Raw genomic sequence first — 18,978 nt, forward strand, 5'->3', positions numbered from 1 at the left:
GCAAAGTAACAAGTGAGGATTTCCAACTGCAGACCGCATATAACTCTACAACACAATATAAAGAGCAAACTACAAGAGACCAAGTAAGACGCTCTCTTTTAAAGGTAGATAAAGGTTAATCTTTCAATATCTTGTTGTAGCCAAAAGAATCCTTACCATAAACTTGAAAGCTACCTACCTCTGGAAGTTCATACTCCACCATTCCCTCCGCTGTTGAGTATACATCCTTACCTCCCGGTGCGACCCGTACATGATTTGCCGTACATCTTCCCACAAAGGAAAACCGAGAATTACTACTACATGTATTTGGATATGATGCATGCATATTTAGAGATGAAAACACAATGCACTCACCCGGCTTCATCTCCATATCTTTAACTTTGAACTTATCAAAGAAATCCTCTCCTAAGAGCTTCGCTGCCGTAAGAAAGACAAATATACTCTTAGTGAAAATCCGACCAAACAAAACCACCTTAAAAACATCAAAAAAATATCGGAATGAAAAAGGAAGCAAAGAAATATAAAATAACTTATTATCTTGTATAAAGCTGTATAGAAAATCCATTCTTGCATCACTAAACGACCCCGGCAAAAATCTCAAACAGCCATTTTCAATAGTAGATTCTGATAGAGCGACCCAAGCAGTAAGCTGTATCACTGCGGGATCAGTATCTTTTGTAGGCTGCAGTTTCGCATATTTACCAGTCTCCCTAAAAGTCGCATTTTGGTGCCATATAGTGCCGCTAGCACCAGGAAATTTATCGAAAAACTGTGATCGCCAACACATCACCTCATCACCCAATAGACTGGCAAGCTTGTGCGATAATTTTGGATTCCTCAACAGCTCCCTAAAAGACTTCATTCTAAGAGCCTGGTAAAGTCCAGCACTTTCAATTACCCATTGTCCATGCCGCTTTTCTATCTCTCTTACTTTACTGCCAACATAGCTTACCCCTTGAAAGTCTTCAGCAAATGCGTCTTCAGCCTCTTTACGTAAACTTGCTGCCTGATCTTCAGAAACCAACTGAAATGGTGGCAAATAACCATTTTTTTCAAAGTAACAAATTTGCTCTTCTGTTAGGAAATCATCCTTACCACCATCCCTTGAGACATTTTTTCTCGGAATAGTCACCGTCATATTTCTAAGCTTATCCAGCTCATCAAACATCTGCTTCTTTTTCGAACCACGCCATGGGAGGATTAATAGCTTATAAAGCAAAACAACAGTGATCATTATTAGAACTTGAAAGGCTTGCACTTTGGAGATCGCAAAATCTGCAGCATCCCCCATAGAACCAAATCCCTTCAGCATCTCCGAAAAAGTACTTTTTCCAGTCTCCATAAAACTTAACCTCATTCAAGTAATGACTACCCCCCACTAGTTTCGCATTACTTTGTTGTACCCATACGAATCACCACCATATATCTGAAATGAACTAACCTCTGGCAACTCAAACTCAACCATACCTTCAGCACTAGGAAATCTATCTTTACCAGAAGGGGAAACCTTTACATGAGTTGTGGTACACCTCCCAAGAAAGGAGAACCGGCAGTCAATTTTTGTTATGTTCGGGTAAGATGCATGCATATTTAAGGCAGAAAAAATAAGACATTCTCCCGCCTTCATTTCAACATCAAGAACCTCGAAATTTTCAAAAAAATCCTCCCCTAAAATCTCCACAGCTGTGAAAAACACCAAGGCACTCTTTGCAAATATAGAGCCATAGAAGCCGATTTTTGCCATAAAGTATAAATGAGGAAGTGAAAGCGGAAGCTGCGACAGATAGAAGAATCTATTGGTTTGCATATATTCATATAGGTAACTAATTCTCGCATCCGAAAACGATCCAGGAAGTAAAAGTAAGCAGCCATTTTCACGAGCAGCATCAGTTAGAGCCACCCACGCATTCAGCTGAACTATCGCTGGGTCTGCATCTAACGCTGGTTGAAGCTTGGCATATTTACCTGTCTCACGGAAAGTTGCATTTTGATGCCAGACAGTGGGGCCAGTTCCCGGCATCTTATGGAAAAATTGACTTCGCCAACAAATAACTTCGTTGCCAAGTAGACTAGCTAAACGGTGCGATATTTTAGGCTTTCTTAGAAGCTCTCGAAATGAAGGGGGACTTAGTGCCTGATAGGCTCCAGCATCTTCTATCGGCCAGTCCCCATGCCTAATTCCGATATCACGAACCTTATCCCCGAGAAAACTAATTCCATGGAAACTTTTATCATATTCATCAAGGGCAAGCCCCTTCAGCTTGACAGCCTCACCCTCTGAAACAACAGAAAATGGGACCAAAAAGCCATTTTTTTTGAAGAAATCCAATTCACCCTGTTTAAGGAAGTTGCTCTCCCCCTCCTCATTTATTTCATCAGGCTGTGGGAGTCTAAGAGGCAAGTTCTTCAGGGCATCCAGATCTGAAAAGAATTTCCTTTTCTTCCGCACTTTCCATGGGGTAATCAAGAGGCGATAGATAACAAAACCTATGATTGCCAAATATATATGTAACCTCTGAAACCAAGAAATAGTGAAATCGGCACTATCCTCCAAAGTACCTATCCCTTTCAACATCTCAGATAGAGTACTTCCCTTATTTGCCATTCACTTCACCCTATTCCTATGGATCAATACTTTTTCGCAATCCGCTTACTTCTGAGTCAACCCGATCTTAGAAATCCTTTGGCACCATCTTATCCATCGGTTCAGGCGTAACCAGGTTCCACCAGAAATCAAACCGGTCCATTAAAGAAAGTAATATCTTCAACTCTCCCGCATCGCCCTCAATTTTGATTTTCCCATCCTCCATCTTCTCCTGGATAGATGCACTACCCAAGATGATATCATTGAGATCTGAGCGGTTTATCTGCACACTGCTTCCTGGATTCTCAACTGGGGGGCCATAGTTCAACACCGCATTCTCAAGCACAAGCGCATACTTTTCTTTTACGTCCGGCATATTGATATTGATGGAGAGCTTTTTGCCAGTTGCCTTTGGGCCGTTGAGTCGAATTCCCAGATAATCAAAAATCAAACCAGCCGGCATACTGCGAATAGTGTCCGGGCTCGCAGTCAGAGGGACAGGGTATCTCTGGATACCATCCCGCAACTCCCTGGCACCACTTAAGAAAAAATTTCTCCAGGTGCCATTCTCCTGCTGATAACCCAATTGCTCTAACGCATCTGCCAATAGGTCTCTTGCTGCACGATTATTAGGCTCTGCGGAAACCAATTTATCGAGCACCTCCGCAACCCAGCGGTACTCTCCTGCCTCATAGTCTTTCTTTGCTTGCTTGATAATATTGGCGGCCCCGCCCATATACTCGACGTACTTTATTCCCGCGGCCGTCGGTGGCATTGGATACAGGCGAGCGGGATTGCCATCAAAAAACCCTAAATAATAATTCCATACCGCACGGGTATCGTGATTTACACTGCCGTAATAGCCGCGATTGGCCCAATATTGTGAGAGCTCTGGAGGCAACTCCATCAGCTCAGCCGTTTGAACCATGTTGTACCCGTGATTGGCTAATCGTAGGGTTTGATCGTTGAGGTACTTGTATAGGTCTCGCTGCTTTTTCAGATGATTCACCACATTTTCTGGACCCCAGGTTGGCCAGTGATGGGGCGCAAACAGGACTTCCGCCTCCCCGCCCCATCGCTGCACCGTTTCATTAAGGTAGCGAGACCAGTCGCGAGCATTTCGAACCTTTGCTCCCCGCAAGGTGTAGAGGTTATGCAGGGTGTGGGTTGCGTTCTCAGCAGCAGTTACGGCTTTGAGTTGAGGAATATAGAAGTGCATTTCTGCCGGCGCCTCGGAGCCCGGGGCTAAGAGAAATTCAAAGGTAAGCCCATCCACGTCCAAGGTTTGTCCGGTCTCAACAATGGAGTCTGTCGGCTCTATCAAAGTGATAGTGCCAGTGGAGGTTTCTAGGCCCAAGCCAGCGCCAAGAGTGCCTTTGGGATCTTTAGGAATCAGGTTCCCGTACATAAAACTGGCACGACGCGCCATATGATTTCCTGCAAAGACATTTTCACTAACAGCTTCAATCAGGAAATCTTGTGGGGCTATTACCTTAACCTTGCCGGACTTTACATCTTCTTCATCGATAACACCGCGAACACCCCCATAGTGGTCAACGTGACTATGGGTATAGATCACAGCAACGACAGGCTTATTTCCACGATGCTGCCGATAGAGGTTCAACGCTGCTTCAGCCGTCTCGGCAGAAATCAGCGGGTCCATAACAATGACCCCGGTATCGCCCTCAATAAAAGTTATATTGGAAAGGTCCGCACTGCGAACCTGGTAGATTCGCGGTATCACCTCATAGAGACCGCCCTCCGAAATTAATTGCAGTTGCCTCCACAGACTGGGGTTGGCACTGTCAGGAGCCTCTTTATCGCGAGCAAATTGAAATTGCTCCAGGTTCCACACCGTATTGCCTTTGCTGTTTTTAATAACACCATTGTTTGGCAAAGGAGCAATAAACCCCCGCTTTACATCCTCAAAGTCCTTCCGATTTGCAAAAGGGAGCTCTTTCAGTACAGCCTGGTTTGATTTCATTGTGACGACACTAGCGGGGTTGGGTTCTTGCGCCATGACACTTACGATCGTTAGCGAACAGGCAAGGAGTACTAGTAACAGCGATAACAGCGGCAGCTTGTTAACGTTCATCAGTTGTTTCCTTTCCATGATTCGCAAAGTGATGCGGCAGAGTCCCTTGTAGAGGATAGGTAGGAAACTATTAAGCGGACGGGTATTTATGCCAGCATCAGGAGAATAACTGACAAATTTAGGGGGAAAGAAACAAAAAAGCCGGCGAAGAGCGCCGGCTTATGTGTCATTAAATATTATCTGACATCCAGTAAATGCCTTGCAATAATCAGGCGCTGGATCTCACTGGTACCTTCGTAGATTGTAGTGATTCTCACATCCCGACTCATACGTTCGAGTGGATATTCACGGGTATAGCCCACACCACCGTGCATTTGCAGAGCTAGATAACATGCCTCGTTAGCCTTCTCACTAGCGAACAGTTTGCCCATTGAAGCGGCAGGGCCAAACGGCATTCCGGCATCTTTCTGCCAAGCGGCTTGCAGCAAGAGGAGTCGCGCACCTTCCATCTCAGTATATTTATCGGCAAGCTGCCATTGCAGCCCCTGGAACTCCGCCAGTTTTTTACCAAACTGCTCCCGCTCATGCAGATAGGCCCGGGCACAATCCAAAGCTTCAAAGCCGATACCCAGCGCCAGGGAGCCAATACCGATTCGGCCTCCTGCGAGTTCACCTGCAGCAATTCGAAAGCCGCGATTTTCTTCACCTAAAAGATGGGAGGCAGGAATACGGCAATTGTCGAAAGAAACCTCATTGGTAACAGAGGCTTTCTGTCCCATTTTTTCTTCGGCCTTGCCAATCACCAGGCCAGGTGTGCCAGCTTCAACCAGGAAGCAGGAAATACCTTTGCCTTTAGGCGCGGAAGAATCTGTCACCGCCCAAACAACAAAAATACCGGCAAATTCGGCGCTACTAATAAAGAGCTTACTGCCATTGAGAACGTATTCATCACCCTGCTTTTCCGCGCGGGTGCGCATAGAGGCCGCATCCGAACCGGAACCGGGCTCGGTGAGACAGAAAGAACCCGCAGGGTATTCTCCACTACAGATTTTGGGGAGGTATTTTTGGCGCTGCTCTTCCGAACCTACCGCCTGAATTACCTCTGCCACCATATTGGTTACGGACGTGGTCGTTGCAACAGAGGCACAGCCCCGCGCCAGCTCGGCGATCGCCAGGGAGAATGCGACAGTGCCAGCACCAGTACCGCCGTAATTGGGATCAATATTGATTCCCATAAAGCCCAGCTCTGCCAATTGCTTGAGCTTTTCCAACAAGAGCTCTCTATTACCGGTCTTGTCGAGTTCGGCAGCAATGGGTTTCAGTTCACTGTCAGCAAATTGCTTTGCCGCATCCTGAATCATCTGCTGTTCTTCGCTCAGTGAAAAATCCATACAGTACCTACTTATAGTTATTACGGACAAATCACACGGCACCCACCTTGGTACCGCATCGCTATGCCGAGCATAATAAAAACCGCGCCGACAATGGTTGCCAATTCCATCTGTTCAGCCATGAAATCAGCAATCAATCCCTATGATTGAGGCCTGAGGAGAGAATTCAGATTCCTACCCAGGTTCATAAAAAAGCCAACCAGCAAAATCGCTACAGTTCTCTCACTCCGCACAGGATATTTGACTGCGCTCAATTAGCGCCGCGAACCTTTCACACTGGGTTCTGGGTCCGGTACCGCTACAGCGGTATCAGTCTTCACTTCCTCCATCACCACATAGGTGTGGGTTTCCCGTACTCCCGGTACGGATGCCAGCTTTTCACCGAGGAAGCGACGATAACCCAGCATATCCTTAATACGAATTTTCACCAGGTAGTCAAAACCACCGGCAACCATATGGCACTCTTGGACTTCCTCCAGCCCAGCCACATGCTCATTAAAGGCTTCCAAAGCCTCAGTTGCAGTATTGTTCAGGGTTACCTGGATATAGACCACCAGGCCCGCATGAACTTTGAGCGGGTCGAGTAGCGCTACATAGTCGCGAATAAATCCTTCCCTTTCGAGCCGCTTGACTCGCTCCAGGCAAGGGGTGGGACTAAGGTTAACCCTGCGCGCCAATTCCACATTCGGCAAGCGGCCGTGACGTTGCAGAATTCGCAGTATTTGGCGATCAATACGATCAAGATCTTCCAACTGTCGAGACATTACAAAATACCCTACTGGTAATCACGCAATTAGGCGTGATATTTAACCACAACTCGCAACATTATGGCGATTAATTCTAACGATTTTCGCACATAATCCGGTTTTTTATTCTGACCCTAGATATAGAGCTTGGGAGACGATATGTCGACAAACTTCGCCGGAGACCTCCAGAATGCCCGGGACCGGGCACGCGAGTATTTGCACGCCGACGAAAACCTCTGCGTGAGCGAGCTGCTGGCTGCGCCACGCCCCAGCGACGAGATGCGCAAGAAAATTCTGAACACCTCGCGCGCACTGGTTCATCATTCGCGACAGCAGCGCAGCAAGCGCGGAACGCTGGACGCTTTCCTTCAGCAATTCGGCCTTTCCAATAAGGAAGGGGTTGCATTGATGTGTCTGGCAGAGTCCCTGCTCCGGGTACCAGACGCCGATACTGCCGACAAACTAATCGCCGAGAAAGTGCATTCCGGCAACTGGTCCAGCCATCGTGGCCAGTCCGACTCCCTGTTTGTGAACGCCTCAACCTGGGGCCTGATGCTCACCGGTAGCGTGGTGGAGCTGGACCCAGATATCACCGAGCGTCCCTCCCACTGGATGAAACGCCTGGTGAGCCGTATCGGCGAACCCATGGTGCGCACCTCCATGATGCAGGCCATGAAAATTATGGGTGGCCAGTACGTACTCGGCCGCACCATCAAGGAAGCCCTGAAACGCGGCCCCAAAGAAAACCTCCCGGGCACCCGCTTTTCCTTCGACATGCTGGGTGAAGGCGCCCGCACCATGGCCGACGCCCACCGCTACTTCGATGCCTATATGATGGCTATCGAAGAGATCGGCAAAGACAACACCCAGCGGGATGTGGTTGAGGCCAATGGTATTTCCATCAAGCTTTCCGCCCTGCACCCCCGCTACAGTGTGCTGCAGCGGGATCGCGTAATGGACGAATTGCTGCCCCAGGTAAAGCGTCTTTGTGTCGCCGCAGCCCAATACGATATGGGCCTGAATATCGATGCAGAAGAGGCAGACCGCCTGGATATCTCACTGGATATCTTCGAGGCGCTCGCCCGCGACCCCGAAATTAAAGGCTGGCAAGGATTGGGCTTTGTACTCCAGGCCTACCAAAAGCGCGCCCCCCATGTCGCCGACTGGCTGATTGCCCTGGGTCGCGATACCGGCCGCAAGCTGATGGTGCGCCTGGTTAAAGGCGCTTACTGGGATAGTGAAATCAAACACTCCCAGCAAATGGGCCTGCCGGACTACCCGGTGTACACGCGCAAATGCCATACCGATCTGTCATACCAAGTCTGTGCGAAAAAACTGTTGGAAGCTGGCGATGCAATCTATCCACAGTTTGCCACCCACAACGCCTACACCGTCGGGCTGATCCTTGAGCTGGCCAATGGCCGCACCGACTTTGAATTCCAGCGCCTGCACGGCATGGGCCACTTGCTGTACGCACAAATTGAAGCGGTACACGGCAAGCGTGTGCCCGTGCGCGTCTACGCACCCGTGGGGGCACATCGTGACTTACTGCCCTACCTGGTTCGCCGCCTGCTGGAAAACGGAGCTAATAGCTCCTTTGTTAACCGCTTTATGGACGAGGCAACGCCGGTTGAAGCCCTGGTCCAGGACACCCTGGAACAAAGCGAAGCCTGCAACCCCTACCGTCACCCGCAAATTCCTGTCCCGGAGAATATTTATATGGGCGCAGAAGCCCTGCCACGGAAAAACTCACACGGCATCGAACTGACTGATCCACTCTCCGTTGAGCCCTTGCTGAAAGAGCTTAAGCAGCAACGCGAAAAGCATTTCCTCGGTGGCCCTATCGTCAACGGCACCATGGGCGAAGCGGAAGAACCGGTTTTCAACCCGGCAACCGGCGAAAAAATTGGACACACCGCGAATACTGATAAACACCTGATTGAGCAGGCCTATGCCTCCGCCACTGAAGCGCAGATCGACTGGGATCGCCAGGGTGGAAAACACCGCGCGGATATTCTCGATAGAATTGCTGATCTCTACGAAGATAAAGCCAATGAACTGGCTGCAATTATTTGCATTGAAGCGGGCCGCACCCTAAATGATGGCATTAGTGAAGTGCGCGAAGCTATCGACTTCTGCCGCTACTACGCCAACGGCGCACGCCAGCATTTCAGTGAGCCCACCGAACTACCCGGCCCTACCGGTGAACAAAATCAGCTGTATTTGAGTGGCCGTGGCACCTTCGTGTGCATCAGCCCTTGGAACTTCCCCCTGGCAATCTTTACCGGCCAGGTAGTTGCCGCACTTGCCGCCGGTAATGCCGTACTGGCCAAACCCGCAGAGCAAACCCCCATCATCGCTGCACACGCCGTGCGCTTGATGCTCGATGCCGGCGTGCCGCCAAAAGTACTGCACTTGATCACAGGTACCGGCGCCGCAGTGGGCAAACTGCTGATCGAAGATCCCCGCCTGGGCGGTGTAGCCTTCACCGGCTCCACCGAAACCGCACGCCTGATCAACCAGCAGCTGGCAGCGAAAGAAGGCCCGATTGTACCGCTGATCGCCGAAACCGGCGGCCAGAATGTCATGGTCGTAGACTCCACTGCCCTGCCCGAGCAGGTGGTAGATGATGTAATTCAGTCTGCCTTCCTCAGTGCCGGTCAGCGCTGTTCCGCTCTGCGTATCCTGTGTGTACAGGATGTCATCGCCGATAACCTGCTGAATATGCTGAAAGGCGCGTGTGAAGAACTGACCCTCGGCGATCCCGGTAAACTGGATACCGATATCGGTCCGGTTATCGACGAAAAAGCCCTCGGCATGCTGGAATCCCATCGCGAGCGCATGGCGAAAGAAGCCAAGCCACTATTTGCTTTTGAGGAAGCGAAGAAGCCCAGCGAAGGCACCTTCTTCGGCCCGCAGGTAGTAGAGATTGAAGACTTCTCTGTGCTCAAGCGCGAGACTTTCGGACCCTTCCTTCATGTAGTTCGCTTCAAGGCAGACGAGCTGGAAGACGTAATCCGCCGCATTAATGCCACCGGCTACGGCCTCACCTTCGGACTGCACTCCCGCATAGAAGGCCGCGCCCACGCGGTATTCAAACGTATCAACGTCGGCAACTGCTATGTAAACCGCGATATGGTTGGTGCAGTAGTAGGTGTTAACCCCTTCGGCGGCCACGGCCTATCCGGCACCGGCCCCAAAGCCGGCGGCCCGCACTACCTGTTCCGTTTCGCCAGCGAAAAAACCAAAACTATTAACACTGTTGCCACTGGCGGTAACACTGCACTGTTTACATTGGGGCAATAAGCTCCCATAAAACAATGAGAGAGCGGGCTTTTAGCCCGCTTTTTTGTGGAGAATCATTCCGCTAACCACCCACAAAGTACCAACTCCAAACTTCCCTTCCCTGTAAATTAACCGGATGAATAAAAGCAATTACTTCAATTTCAACCGCAGCCTTTTGCAGCAACTAGCCATGTATTTTCTTTAACAGCCCCACATAAGGTATAGTTGACCAACCCTATAAAAATAGAATGGATTCAATGAAAAATACAATAGCTGGAATAATAATAGGCTTAGTCGCCGGATACTTAGGCCCATTAATTACAGGATATTCTGCAGCCATCGCTATACCCGAAGCTTTCAAAGCATTCCTTTCAGATGGAGGGGCTGTCCTTTGGGAAATTTTTGTTGTCCATTTGTTAGGATATGGACTAATTGTTTTCACACTCATTTTCTTAGCATCTAGGCTGATAAAACTGCATCCATGGGCAACTGCAGCAATTGCCATTATCGCCTGCGAAGCCACTCTGTATTTTTTCCACACCAGTGAATACACACTTTACCTACCTCATATCGTAGCTCTAGCATTTTGCGCATTCTTAAGCGCAACGCTCTCTAGAAAGAGTGTAAATATATCACCTGCCGCTTAATTACCTCTTGAGATAAGATTAATAGAGGTTAAAGAATTTTTGATCGGCGACCTGTTCAAACTCCAGCTAGATGGTGTCTTATTTTTAAAATAGAATTTGATAAATAAGACACCCTATTTTGAATGGCTAGTTTGGCACTAGTACCAACAAAAAAAGCTAAAATAAATTTACCTTTACGACCATTTACTACCATAGAAACCTTCCTAAACCTGTTAAATATAAAATTCCTAAGGGCATATAAAAACAGATCAGATTAAACTATCAGCTACGACAATCCAGCGTCTTCGATTCAGGAACCACAAACTCTTCACACATCACTATGCCGACAATCGTGACTGTATTGGTAGAAAATACAAAGCCCAATGACAAAACTGGTTAACCAGTGAGTAACATGAAACTGTTTCCCTTGCAGAAAGACTTTTACGCCGCCAAAGGGACAGTTCTTGTCTTGACGCGCCACCACAGGTGGGAGAAGCTAAGGCCACTCTGGGCAATAAAAACCCTGTCCCAGTATAAAAATGAAGTTTCATGTACACTGATTTTGGGGAGTCTCAATGCGCTCGCTGATACTGATGTGGTTGCTGTCCTTCTTTTTGATTGCCTGTGGTAGTGAACCGAAAACTCACACAGAAAATTTAAATACCGAGATCAAACCCGCCTCCAAGGCAACTATTTCCCACAATAGATCCCTGGCAAAACAACTCCCCTTCGGCGATGAAACTGATTTTCTGCTGGCTAAACGAGGCTTTATTGAATCTATTCCCGGCGCCCAAGTGAAAAATACCGAAGGTCGGGAAGTCTATGGCCTATCCCAGATGCAATTTTTACAAGACACCCCTCCTGATACCGTCAACCCCAGCCTTTGGCGTCAGGCCCAGCTCAACGTCCTGAATAACGGCCTGTTCAAAGTGGTAGATGGTATCTATCAGGTGCGCTCGCTGGATCTGGCCAATATGACTCTGGTGCAAGGAGAAAGCGGCTGGATTGTTATCGACCCTCTCACTTCCGCAGAGACTGCAGCTGCAGCTCTTGCGCTGGCCAACAAGGCACTAGGAGAGCAAGCGGTAAGTGCCGTTATTTTTACCCATAGCCACGCAGACCATTTCGCCGGAATAACTGGGGTTCTGACTAAAGAACAGCTCGCGAGCGGTTCTATCGACATTATTGCACCAGAGGGTTTTGCTGAGGAGGCGATTAGCGAGAATGTGCGCACCGGGAATGTGATGCAGCGCCGTGCGTTATACCAATTTGGAAATTTGCTGCCCTCCAGTCCGGAGGGTTTTGTCTCATCCGGCTTAGGCAACCGGGTATCAGATGGTGAGCACGGAATAGCTACGCCAACAATAGAGATTACTGAAACCGGTGCAGAGATGACAGTTGATGGAGTGGACATCATCTTCATTAACACACCCGGGGCCGAAGCACCCGCAGAGATTGTGTTTTTCTTCCCTCAATTTAACGCACTCTGCATGAGTGAGATCGCCAACCATACACTGCATAATATTTACACTCTGCGTGGTGCGAAAACCCGCGATGCCAAGGCCTGGAGTCGCTATATTGAGTACGCCATGGAGAAATTTGGCGATAAGACCGAGGTGGTTTTCAGCAGCCACCACTGGCCCACCTGGGGCAAAGATGAAGCAATGGATTACCTGGCTAAGCAGAGGGATCTTTATAAGTACATCCACGACCAAACACTGCGTCTAGCTAACCACGGTTACGATATGGTCGAAGTTGCAGAGCGCCTTGAGCTGCCCGAGAACCTCTCTCAGGCTTGGGCCAATCGAGGGTACTACGGCACTGTCAATGTTGGAGCCAAGGCAGTTTACAATCGCTATCTGGGTTATTTCGATGGCAACCCAGCAAACCTCCACCCTATTCCTCAGGAAGAAGCTGCAGAGCACTACATCGACTACATGGGGGGGGGAGAAGCCATTATAGCTCGGGCCCGACAGGATTTTGCCCAGGGCAATTATCGCTGGGTAGCCATGGTGCTAAAGCACTTGGTTTTCGCTGAACCTGAGAACGAGCAAGCCCGTTATCTATTGGCTGACAGCCTAGAACAACTCGGCTATCAGTCAGAATCTGGTATCTGGCGCAACTTTTATCTCTCCGGAGCCAAGGAGTTACGTCATGGTATCGAATACCGTGAAGAAATACTGCCCGATGAAGAAATAGTAGCGCGGGTCCCTCTCCAGCTGCTTTTCGACGCGATGGCGGTGCGCCTTAACGGTGAAAAAGCGGCAGATGCAGATATCCGCTTAAATATCGATATGACTGACACTGGAGAAAAGTACTTAGTCGTAGTGCAAAATGGGGTACTGCACGGCTACCCCGGCCGACACAGTAGCGAGCCCTCTGCCAGCCTCGCTCTGAACAGTACCGACTTACGTATGATGTTTGGCGGGTTAGTAGGCGCCCCTACTCTAATCAAAGATGGTCGACTCAAGGTGAGCGGAAATCCTTTGGCTCTAATAAAATTCGGTCGGTTATTTGATAAATTTGATCGTAATTTTAGCCTTGTAACGCCTTAAAAATTGAAACGATCAGCCCGTAAAGCTCTAACGAATGACAACTATTAATACGTCTCTTAACTACAGGTATCTGTTTTGCTTGACCAAACTCAAAAAAATACAAGCGATCCATGGAAAATTCTTGGTGGATAAATAATAATCCAGGAACTCAAGCAATCTGACTCATACTAGCCGAAACAATACAGGGCCTTTTGGGCTCTGTATTTTTATAAAACAGAATACTTCCCACCCTAGAAAGCAATACCACCGATTGATATAATACACCCCCTCCAAAAAGCATTTAAACATACCCATCAAACTAACCACAGACTCGCTGACATCTAAGCTCCACCAGGATTCAACAACTACTCAACCAAGCTACTCTAGTGAAGTCCCCATAAAAATAATAACACACTGGATATAAAGGCTTACAAAAGCATAATTAAAACACAGCACCAAAAGTTTACAGGGAAATTCTTAGGCGGAAAAATTTACAATTTTTTTAAAAACCACCTCTAAAGCGATTAAGGCAAGCTTGGGACAATAAGGCAATCTTCTGCAGCACCTTACTCAGACCTCAAAGGTAAACCCACCATAAACAATTAACAAAACCTACAACTGCAGATCCACAACTCAAGCCAACCATATATTAAATCCAAATTAAAAAGTCTCAATTTACTCACAACAGAAATAAACAACATCTATACATTAAACAATTCACTATTTATTGTTGCAACACAACAAATAAAAAACACATGACAGTTACTCTATCCACCAACAAAGAAAATTACAAAACCTTACAACAGCTTGATTGGCCCACATAAAATAATTACTGTCCCCACCGCATTATTAAATCATATTGGACAATGGAAATGGACAATGGAAGATATAATGGAACTTACGGCAGCAACAACGATTGCTGCAACAGATACGACAGTCAGGGATTTTAAGTCTTATCGATCATTTCGCGCTAAAATCCTTGCAGCAACACGGATTGAAGATAGTCTCGCGGTAGATTCAAAATACTACGATGAGTTACTAACTTCCTCCGGGACATTAGACGTCTGGTCGTTGTATATGCTTCAATCACTTGAGTGCATGATTGAAGCGTCTCAGACTGCACTTGAGTCTCTTGATCAACTCAAGGAGAGTCTTTCAGAAATTCTAAGGCTTGATGCGGATTCTCTTTTAATAAAGATACGCGCCAATACAGAGGTCGATGAAACATTGGCGACAGCTCTTAAAGAGGGGTTAAAAAATTATGGCACTACGGAGAAGTGGCTCTTAACTCTTCGACAAGCACTTGTAAGCAGAATAGAAATTAGTGAAGAAGGAAAGCGCATAGTTGAGGCTATTCAGGAAGGTCGACCTCCGGAAAGACCACAGCTGTTTCCCGTCTTAACCTACCTTCACGACGACTCTCTTGCTTTGATTTTTTGTTTGCTTGGCGGCCTCACAATGAAGGCAATCTGCGTTGTTACTCTACTAATTGCCCTCGCACCGCACAGCCCTAGCGAACCACCGCCGCCCCCTCCACCACCACCGCCACCCCCTGAGGACTAACATAATTAACAACTCCAATAGTACATCGAGTTCATTGTGGTATGCAGTTAAGAATTAGAGTACAACTTAATTGCATGAATTATCGCTAGTGGCAAGGGCGGCAGAGATAAAGCACTGAGCGCCCTTGCCAATTTCCATCTATATATCTATGATTCTATTTACAAGGCAAGCTATAAATAAATCCACCTAACCGCACTGAGAGCTTTTGCAAGAACTGTTAACTAACATTCAGTAAGTCATCTGATTAAAAATTTACTAACTGAAAGCCAAACCTTATCTGCCTATCCATGCTTAGGATTTGGGCAGTATCGATAACTTAAGTTATTTGTCGTCTCGTAAATATCACCACAGGATACACTCTCATTAATTTGGCAATAGTAACCGTGTCGACTTAAAGATCTTCTGTTGGAGCTACAGCTCCAACTTTGAGCTCTGATGCGTATCCAATAACACGTTTCTCACTTACTATTTTAGGCGCACTCTTCTATCCTATTCAAAAGGCAAGCATCTACTCGACAAGGAGAGGTTTCAAACTCCTTTAGCAGAGGCGCAGCCTTGTTTCACCCTTTGGTTTGACTTGTTAGATGACATGCTTCGTATTTTCTTAGCAATAGGCTTCTCAAAAAAATGAAAAGAAATGTATGCAGCCAGTACACTTAAAGAGAAAGATAGTGTCAACTTTAACTCAACAGATAAATCTAATTTATTTACCTGCACAATAATTGGCATATGCAGCAAGTACAAAGAATATGAAATCTTCCCGATAAAATCGCCAAACCTATTAGCTAGTAGAATATTATTATTCGGAACTAAAAACACTACACAAAAGAAAACACAACTCACTACTAGTAACACTTCGTAACTTAGCCACATTTTCTGTTTTGCATCAGAGGTAATCATTGTTAAATCAGGATACATCAGAGGAATTAAACAAAGCGCTAATATAAACCAGTGCTTTCTAAGATACCGCGGAACTTTGAGAGATTTATAGTTCATCCCGAATATAACACCGACAAAGAAAAACGGCAAACTCCTAAGCACATTAAACTCATTGTATGGAATACCATAAACTTCACCATATATTCTCGGGAAATTGGAGAAAAACAGCAAAATCATTAAAGTAAAAATAGATAGATAAATATAACCAGACCGATTCCTAGCACATGCCCAGAAAATTATAAAAATGAAATAAAACTGTATTTCTGGTGGAATTGACCATAGAATGCTCTCTCCATACAAGAACAACAAATGACCTAATAGCGCATTAAGATCAGGTATACTGTAAAGAGTATTGTTACCTGAAGTTGATAGTAAATAAGATCCAACTACCACAACCAAGTATAAAGGTAAAACTCTTCCCATTCTCGCAAAAAAATAATATATGACGTTGGCTTTTGTGAAGTCTTTCTCCAAATAGAGATATGACATCAAAAAGCCACTGAGCAAGAAAAACAACATTACACCATATGCACCAGAACCGCCACCCAATACGCCATCAAGCCAATTCGTAATGTCGCTAAAATGGGTAACAAAAACAATTAGAGCTGCTAATCCCCGCAATGTATTAAGCTTTCTAATCTCCAAAGTCTACTCCTAACTAGAAAGACATTAGTCATGCCCACAAAAAGCAGACATTCTAACTATGTATATTTACGCTCATTCCCTGATGGACTTACATAGCCCAATGCAGAATTGTCCATCAATCTTATTGTATAAATTTAAATATATTCAAACACTTCAGATTTTACTTACTCTTCGCTTTCAAATGCGCCAACATATTATATGCTTTAGGAACACATAATCTACCTAGGCAAACTACTCGTAAAAATTTAACTAAAATCCAAACTAGCAATGATACCTAAAATTAATACTCTTAGGTAAAAATCAACCAAATTATCCATAAAAAATATTAGTGGCTGATAAATAGTAATTAAGGTCCAAGGGTATGAAAGTATTAGTATCAGAAAGCCAGGGATATTGTAGCCATTATCCCAGTGCAAATTAGTAGCTCTGAATATACTCCAGGAAATGTAGCAAGAAATGCTTAATATGAATGGGATTAAGAACGCTTTTTCAATTTTGCTACCCATGCATATAACGTTGCAATAAAGGGCAGTCAAAGAGGAACGTAGGCTGTCCAACCTAGTCTCCGGCCGGGAGATCTTGCCTGACCTAGTTATAGCTGACGCCCTCTTAACGATCTACATACTCTGCCAGCCACCTTTGGCTAGCCGCTGCTAGATAGATTTACAGGGGAAATACCATGCTTTGCCCCTCACTTAACTGCCTGATAGCCCCCGACGCTGCTAATTTGTGGAGCCTGTTAGATCAAAATACAGCCGCTCGAACGAAACTGCTGCGCTAGCTTCCAGAAAAACTCTATGAGATGTGTATTCAGTGGTGCTTGCAACTACAAACCATCTAAAAAATGACCACCTCAAACTGAGGCATCGCTTGCAGCGCCCTGCTGACTTAAACTCTTATAAACTACGCGCTTTGACTTTAAACCAAACAGATAACGAAAAATACCTATAGGCTTTACGACAAAATAACATAGCAAAATACATACAAGGGACGCACCAAGTAATAAGCTCATTGACTTTACCGCAATACTTGCATCCCATTGCACTATATAAAAGGCAAGCGCAACGATAACTGTTTGGTGCAATATATAGAATGGATAAATCAATTCATTTGCGGCATGTAGCCATTTGGGTGTTTGCTTGAAGAACGCACTTGCATACCCCACTAATACCAACAGCCCAGACCAAGAAACAAGTGTACAAACTAACCACCAAAGCTGCCAGCGTACCTCTAGTGATACATATTCGCTAATATCAGGTTTGAAGTAGTAGCCATAAAATAGAATAGTGCTAAATATGAACCATTTTAAATTGATTGACCGGTTTTTAGTCACAGATTCCCATATTTTAGGACTACTCATGAAACACATACCAGCCATGAAGAACAGAAAGAAAAACAACGATACAGATAAGTTATCAATACTGTTATCTTGAGTAGGCATTAGAAGTTTAAGGCCGCACCTCAACAATAGAACTACAAGGACAAGTGAAAACAATCCATGTTTAAATAACGCTAGCCGCTCAAGTCTGATAATAAAGGCTTTACCCACTTGGCTGTCGAGCCCTGACTTAAAAGGCACGGCAAGCAGCATAAACACAATAAGGAATTCGATAAACCAAAGATGATTAGATTCAAATGTCAGAGATAAATGCTGATACGCATCTATTATACTTTTGTAGTCATTTATGTTTTCGAAGTAATTTTGAGGTGGCACTATGAGCACCATGCCAACAATTAGTGGGACAAAAAGCCTATGGAACTTATTGACGATAAATGTTCTCGTATTAATCTTTTTTAGCAAAAGCAGGCTACCCACTCCAGCGATAAAAAAGAGAGTATGCAATCTTAGCTGCTCAAAATACACCATGATATCATCAAGTAACTTACTTGATTTTCCATTCATCACATGCCAACCATCCCCATTAAACGGCATGAACACATGATGTAAGAATACGGCCAAGATTAGAAAAACTCTTAACCAGTCTAATTCTGAATATCTTCTTTCTTTCATTTAACCCGAACCTTCCATTGGCTTTGGACTTTCCCACAAAAAGTAGACGCTCTAACTATGTGCATTTGCTCACATACTCTACTGGACCCATATAGCCTAATGCAGAGTGCCTACGAACTCCATAGTAGGAAACCTCAATATATTCAAACACCTCAGATTTTGTTTGCGCTTCGCTTTCGGGTGTTCCGGCATAGACTAACTCGACTTTTAGCCTGCTAAAGAATGATTCCATTGCGGCATTGTCCTAACAGTCAGCTTGGCGACTCATACTCCGCTTGAACTTGCTTTCGGACAAGAGATCCTGGCATTTCTTCGAACGATATTACACAGCCCTGTCAGAGCGAACTATTAGTCTATGCTCCTGTTGTATAAGCTTAGCGATGTAGATCCGTGAGCACGACTCACCTAACTCTTAGTGCTTATCAGGCAACAGTTTAAATCCGCAAATCTGCTGTTAACTGGCGCTGAGTTTTCGTGCTACAGGTCAATTGTTGCCCCTGACTTAGCCGCCCTCTAAACTGCCTCTCTGCAAACCCCCTTCGTACACGCCTGAGTTCTTTCTTACCCATGATACGCCCCTTGTTAGGCCTAATCTTAACCATACAGGGTGTCTACTAAA

At 45.9% G+C, this 18,978-nt stretch carries 13 protein-coding genes; 4 read left to right on the forward strand and 9 right to left on the reverse strand.

All coding sequences use genetic code 11. The features are described from left to right. Nucleotides 1-115: 115 nt before the first annotated feature. The 5 genes from ACJJIY_RS18475 to ACJJIY_RS18495 form a co-directional block, all read right to left on the reverse strand. Nucleotides 116-1,342, reverse strand: coding sequence for a phytanoyl-CoA dioxygenase family protein (locus ACJJIY_RS18475; RefSeq protein ID WP_445358569.1), 1,227 nt, complete (start codon nucleotides 1,340-1,342; stop codon nucleotides 116-118). Between the two features lie 36 nt (nucleotides 1,343-1,378). After that, complete coding sequence (locus ACJJIY_RS18480; protein ID WP_444959627.1) at nucleotides 1,379-2,605, reverse strand: phytanoyl-CoA dioxygenase family protein; 1,227 nt, start codon at nucleotides 2,603-2,605, stop codon at nucleotides 1,379-1,381. Between the two features lie 67 nt (nucleotides 2,606-2,672). Continuing rightward, nucleotides 2,673-4,679, reverse strand: a complete 2,007-nt coding sequence (locus ACJJIY_RS18485) for an alkyl/aryl-sulfatase (protein ID WP_445358570.1) — start codon at nucleotides 4,677-4,679, stop codon at nucleotides 2,673-2,675. 176 nt (nucleotides 4,680-4,855) lie between these two features. After that, nucleotides 4,856-6,010 carry an acyl-CoA dehydrogenase family protein gene (locus tag ACJJIY_RS18490; RefSeq protein ID WP_413665396.1) on the reverse strand — a complete coding sequence of 385 codons (1,155 nt, stop codon included), beginning with the start codon at nucleotides 6,008-6,010 and terminating at the stop codon, nucleotides 4,856-4,858. Nucleotides 6,011-6,264: 254 nt separating this feature from the next. Next, the gene (locus tag ACJJIY_RS18495) at nucleotides 6,265-6,774 is read right to left on the reverse strand and encodes an Lrp/AsnC ligand binding domain-containing protein (protein ID WP_108732847.1); all 510 of its coding nucleotides are present in this window, start codon (nucleotides 6,772-6,774) and stop codon (nucleotides 6,265-6,267) included. Nucleotides 6,775-6,915: 141 nt separating this feature from the next. Between ACJJIY_RS18495 and putA the strand changes: the two genes are divergently transcribed. Together putA and ACJJIY_RS18505 are read left to right on the forward strand one after the other, a co-directional pair. Then, nucleotides 6,916-10,062 carry a bifunctional proline dehydrogenase/L-glutamate gamma-semialdehyde dehydrogenase PutA gene (putA, locus tag ACJJIY_RS18500; RefSeq protein ID WP_445358571.1) on the forward strand — a complete coding sequence of 1,049 codons (3,147 nt, stop codon included), beginning with the start codon at nucleotides 6,916-6,918 and terminating at the stop codon, nucleotides 10,060-10,062. 236 nt (nucleotides 10,063-10,298) lie between these two features. Continuing rightward, complete coding sequence (locus ACJJIY_RS18505; protein ID WP_445358572.1) at nucleotides 10,299-10,688, forward strand: hypothetical protein; 390 nt, start codon at nucleotides 10,299-10,301, stop codon at nucleotides 10,686-10,688. Between the two features lie 55 nt (nucleotides 10,689-10,743). On the opposite strand, the gene ACJJIY_RS18510 is transcribed toward ACJJIY_RS18505, so the two are convergent. Then, on the reverse strand, nucleotides 10,744-10,881 hold the full coding sequence (locus ACJJIY_RS18510) for a hypothetical protein (protein ID WP_445358573.1): 138 nt from the start codon (nucleotides 10,879-10,881) through the stop codon (nucleotides 10,744-10,746). Nucleotides 10,882-11,242: 361 nt separating this feature from the next. On the opposite strand from ACJJIY_RS18510, the gene ACJJIY_RS18515 reads away from it, so the two are divergent. Then, nucleotides 11,243-13,222: an alkyl/aryl-sulfatase gene (locus ACJJIY_RS18515; RefSeq protein ID WP_445358574.1), complete on the forward strand. Its 1,980-nt coding sequence runs from the start codon at nucleotides 11,243-11,245 to the stop codon at nucleotides 13,220-13,222. 858 nt (nucleotides 13,223-14,080) lie between these two features. Then, the gene (locus tag ACJJIY_RS18520; RefSeq protein ID WP_445358575.1) at nucleotides 14,081-14,764 is read left to right on the forward strand and encodes a hypothetical protein; all 684 of its coding nucleotides are present in this window, start codon (nucleotides 14,081-14,083) and stop codon (nucleotides 14,762-14,764) included. A gap of 528 nt (nucleotides 14,765-15,292) precedes the next feature. Here the strand turns inward: ACJJIY_RS18520 and ACJJIY_RS18525 are convergent. From ACJJIY_RS18525 to ACJJIY_RS18535, 3 genes are all read right to left on the reverse strand, one after another. Then, nucleotides 15,293-16,348, reverse strand: coding sequence for an acyltransferase family protein (locus ACJJIY_RS18525; protein ID WP_445358576.1), 1,056 nt, complete (start codon nucleotides 16,346-16,348; stop codon nucleotides 15,293-15,295). An 853-nt stretch (nucleotides 16,349-17,201) separates the two neighbouring features. Further along, nucleotides 17,202-18,359, reverse strand: coding sequence for an acyltransferase family protein (locus tag ACJJIY_RS18530; protein ID WP_445358577.1), 1,158 nt, complete (start codon nucleotides 18,357-18,359; stop codon nucleotides 17,202-17,204). Nucleotides 18,360-18,414: 55 nt separating this feature from the next. Continuing rightward, entirely contained in the window at nucleotides 18,415-18,591 is a 177-nt protein-coding gene (locus ACJJIY_RS18535; protein ID WP_444896876.1) for an IS3 family transposase, read from the reverse strand. Between the last annotated feature and the right edge of the window lie 387 nt (nucleotides 18,592-18,978).

The sequence above is a fragment of the Microbulbifer maximicatervae (SeqCode) genome (assembly GCF_052468155.1).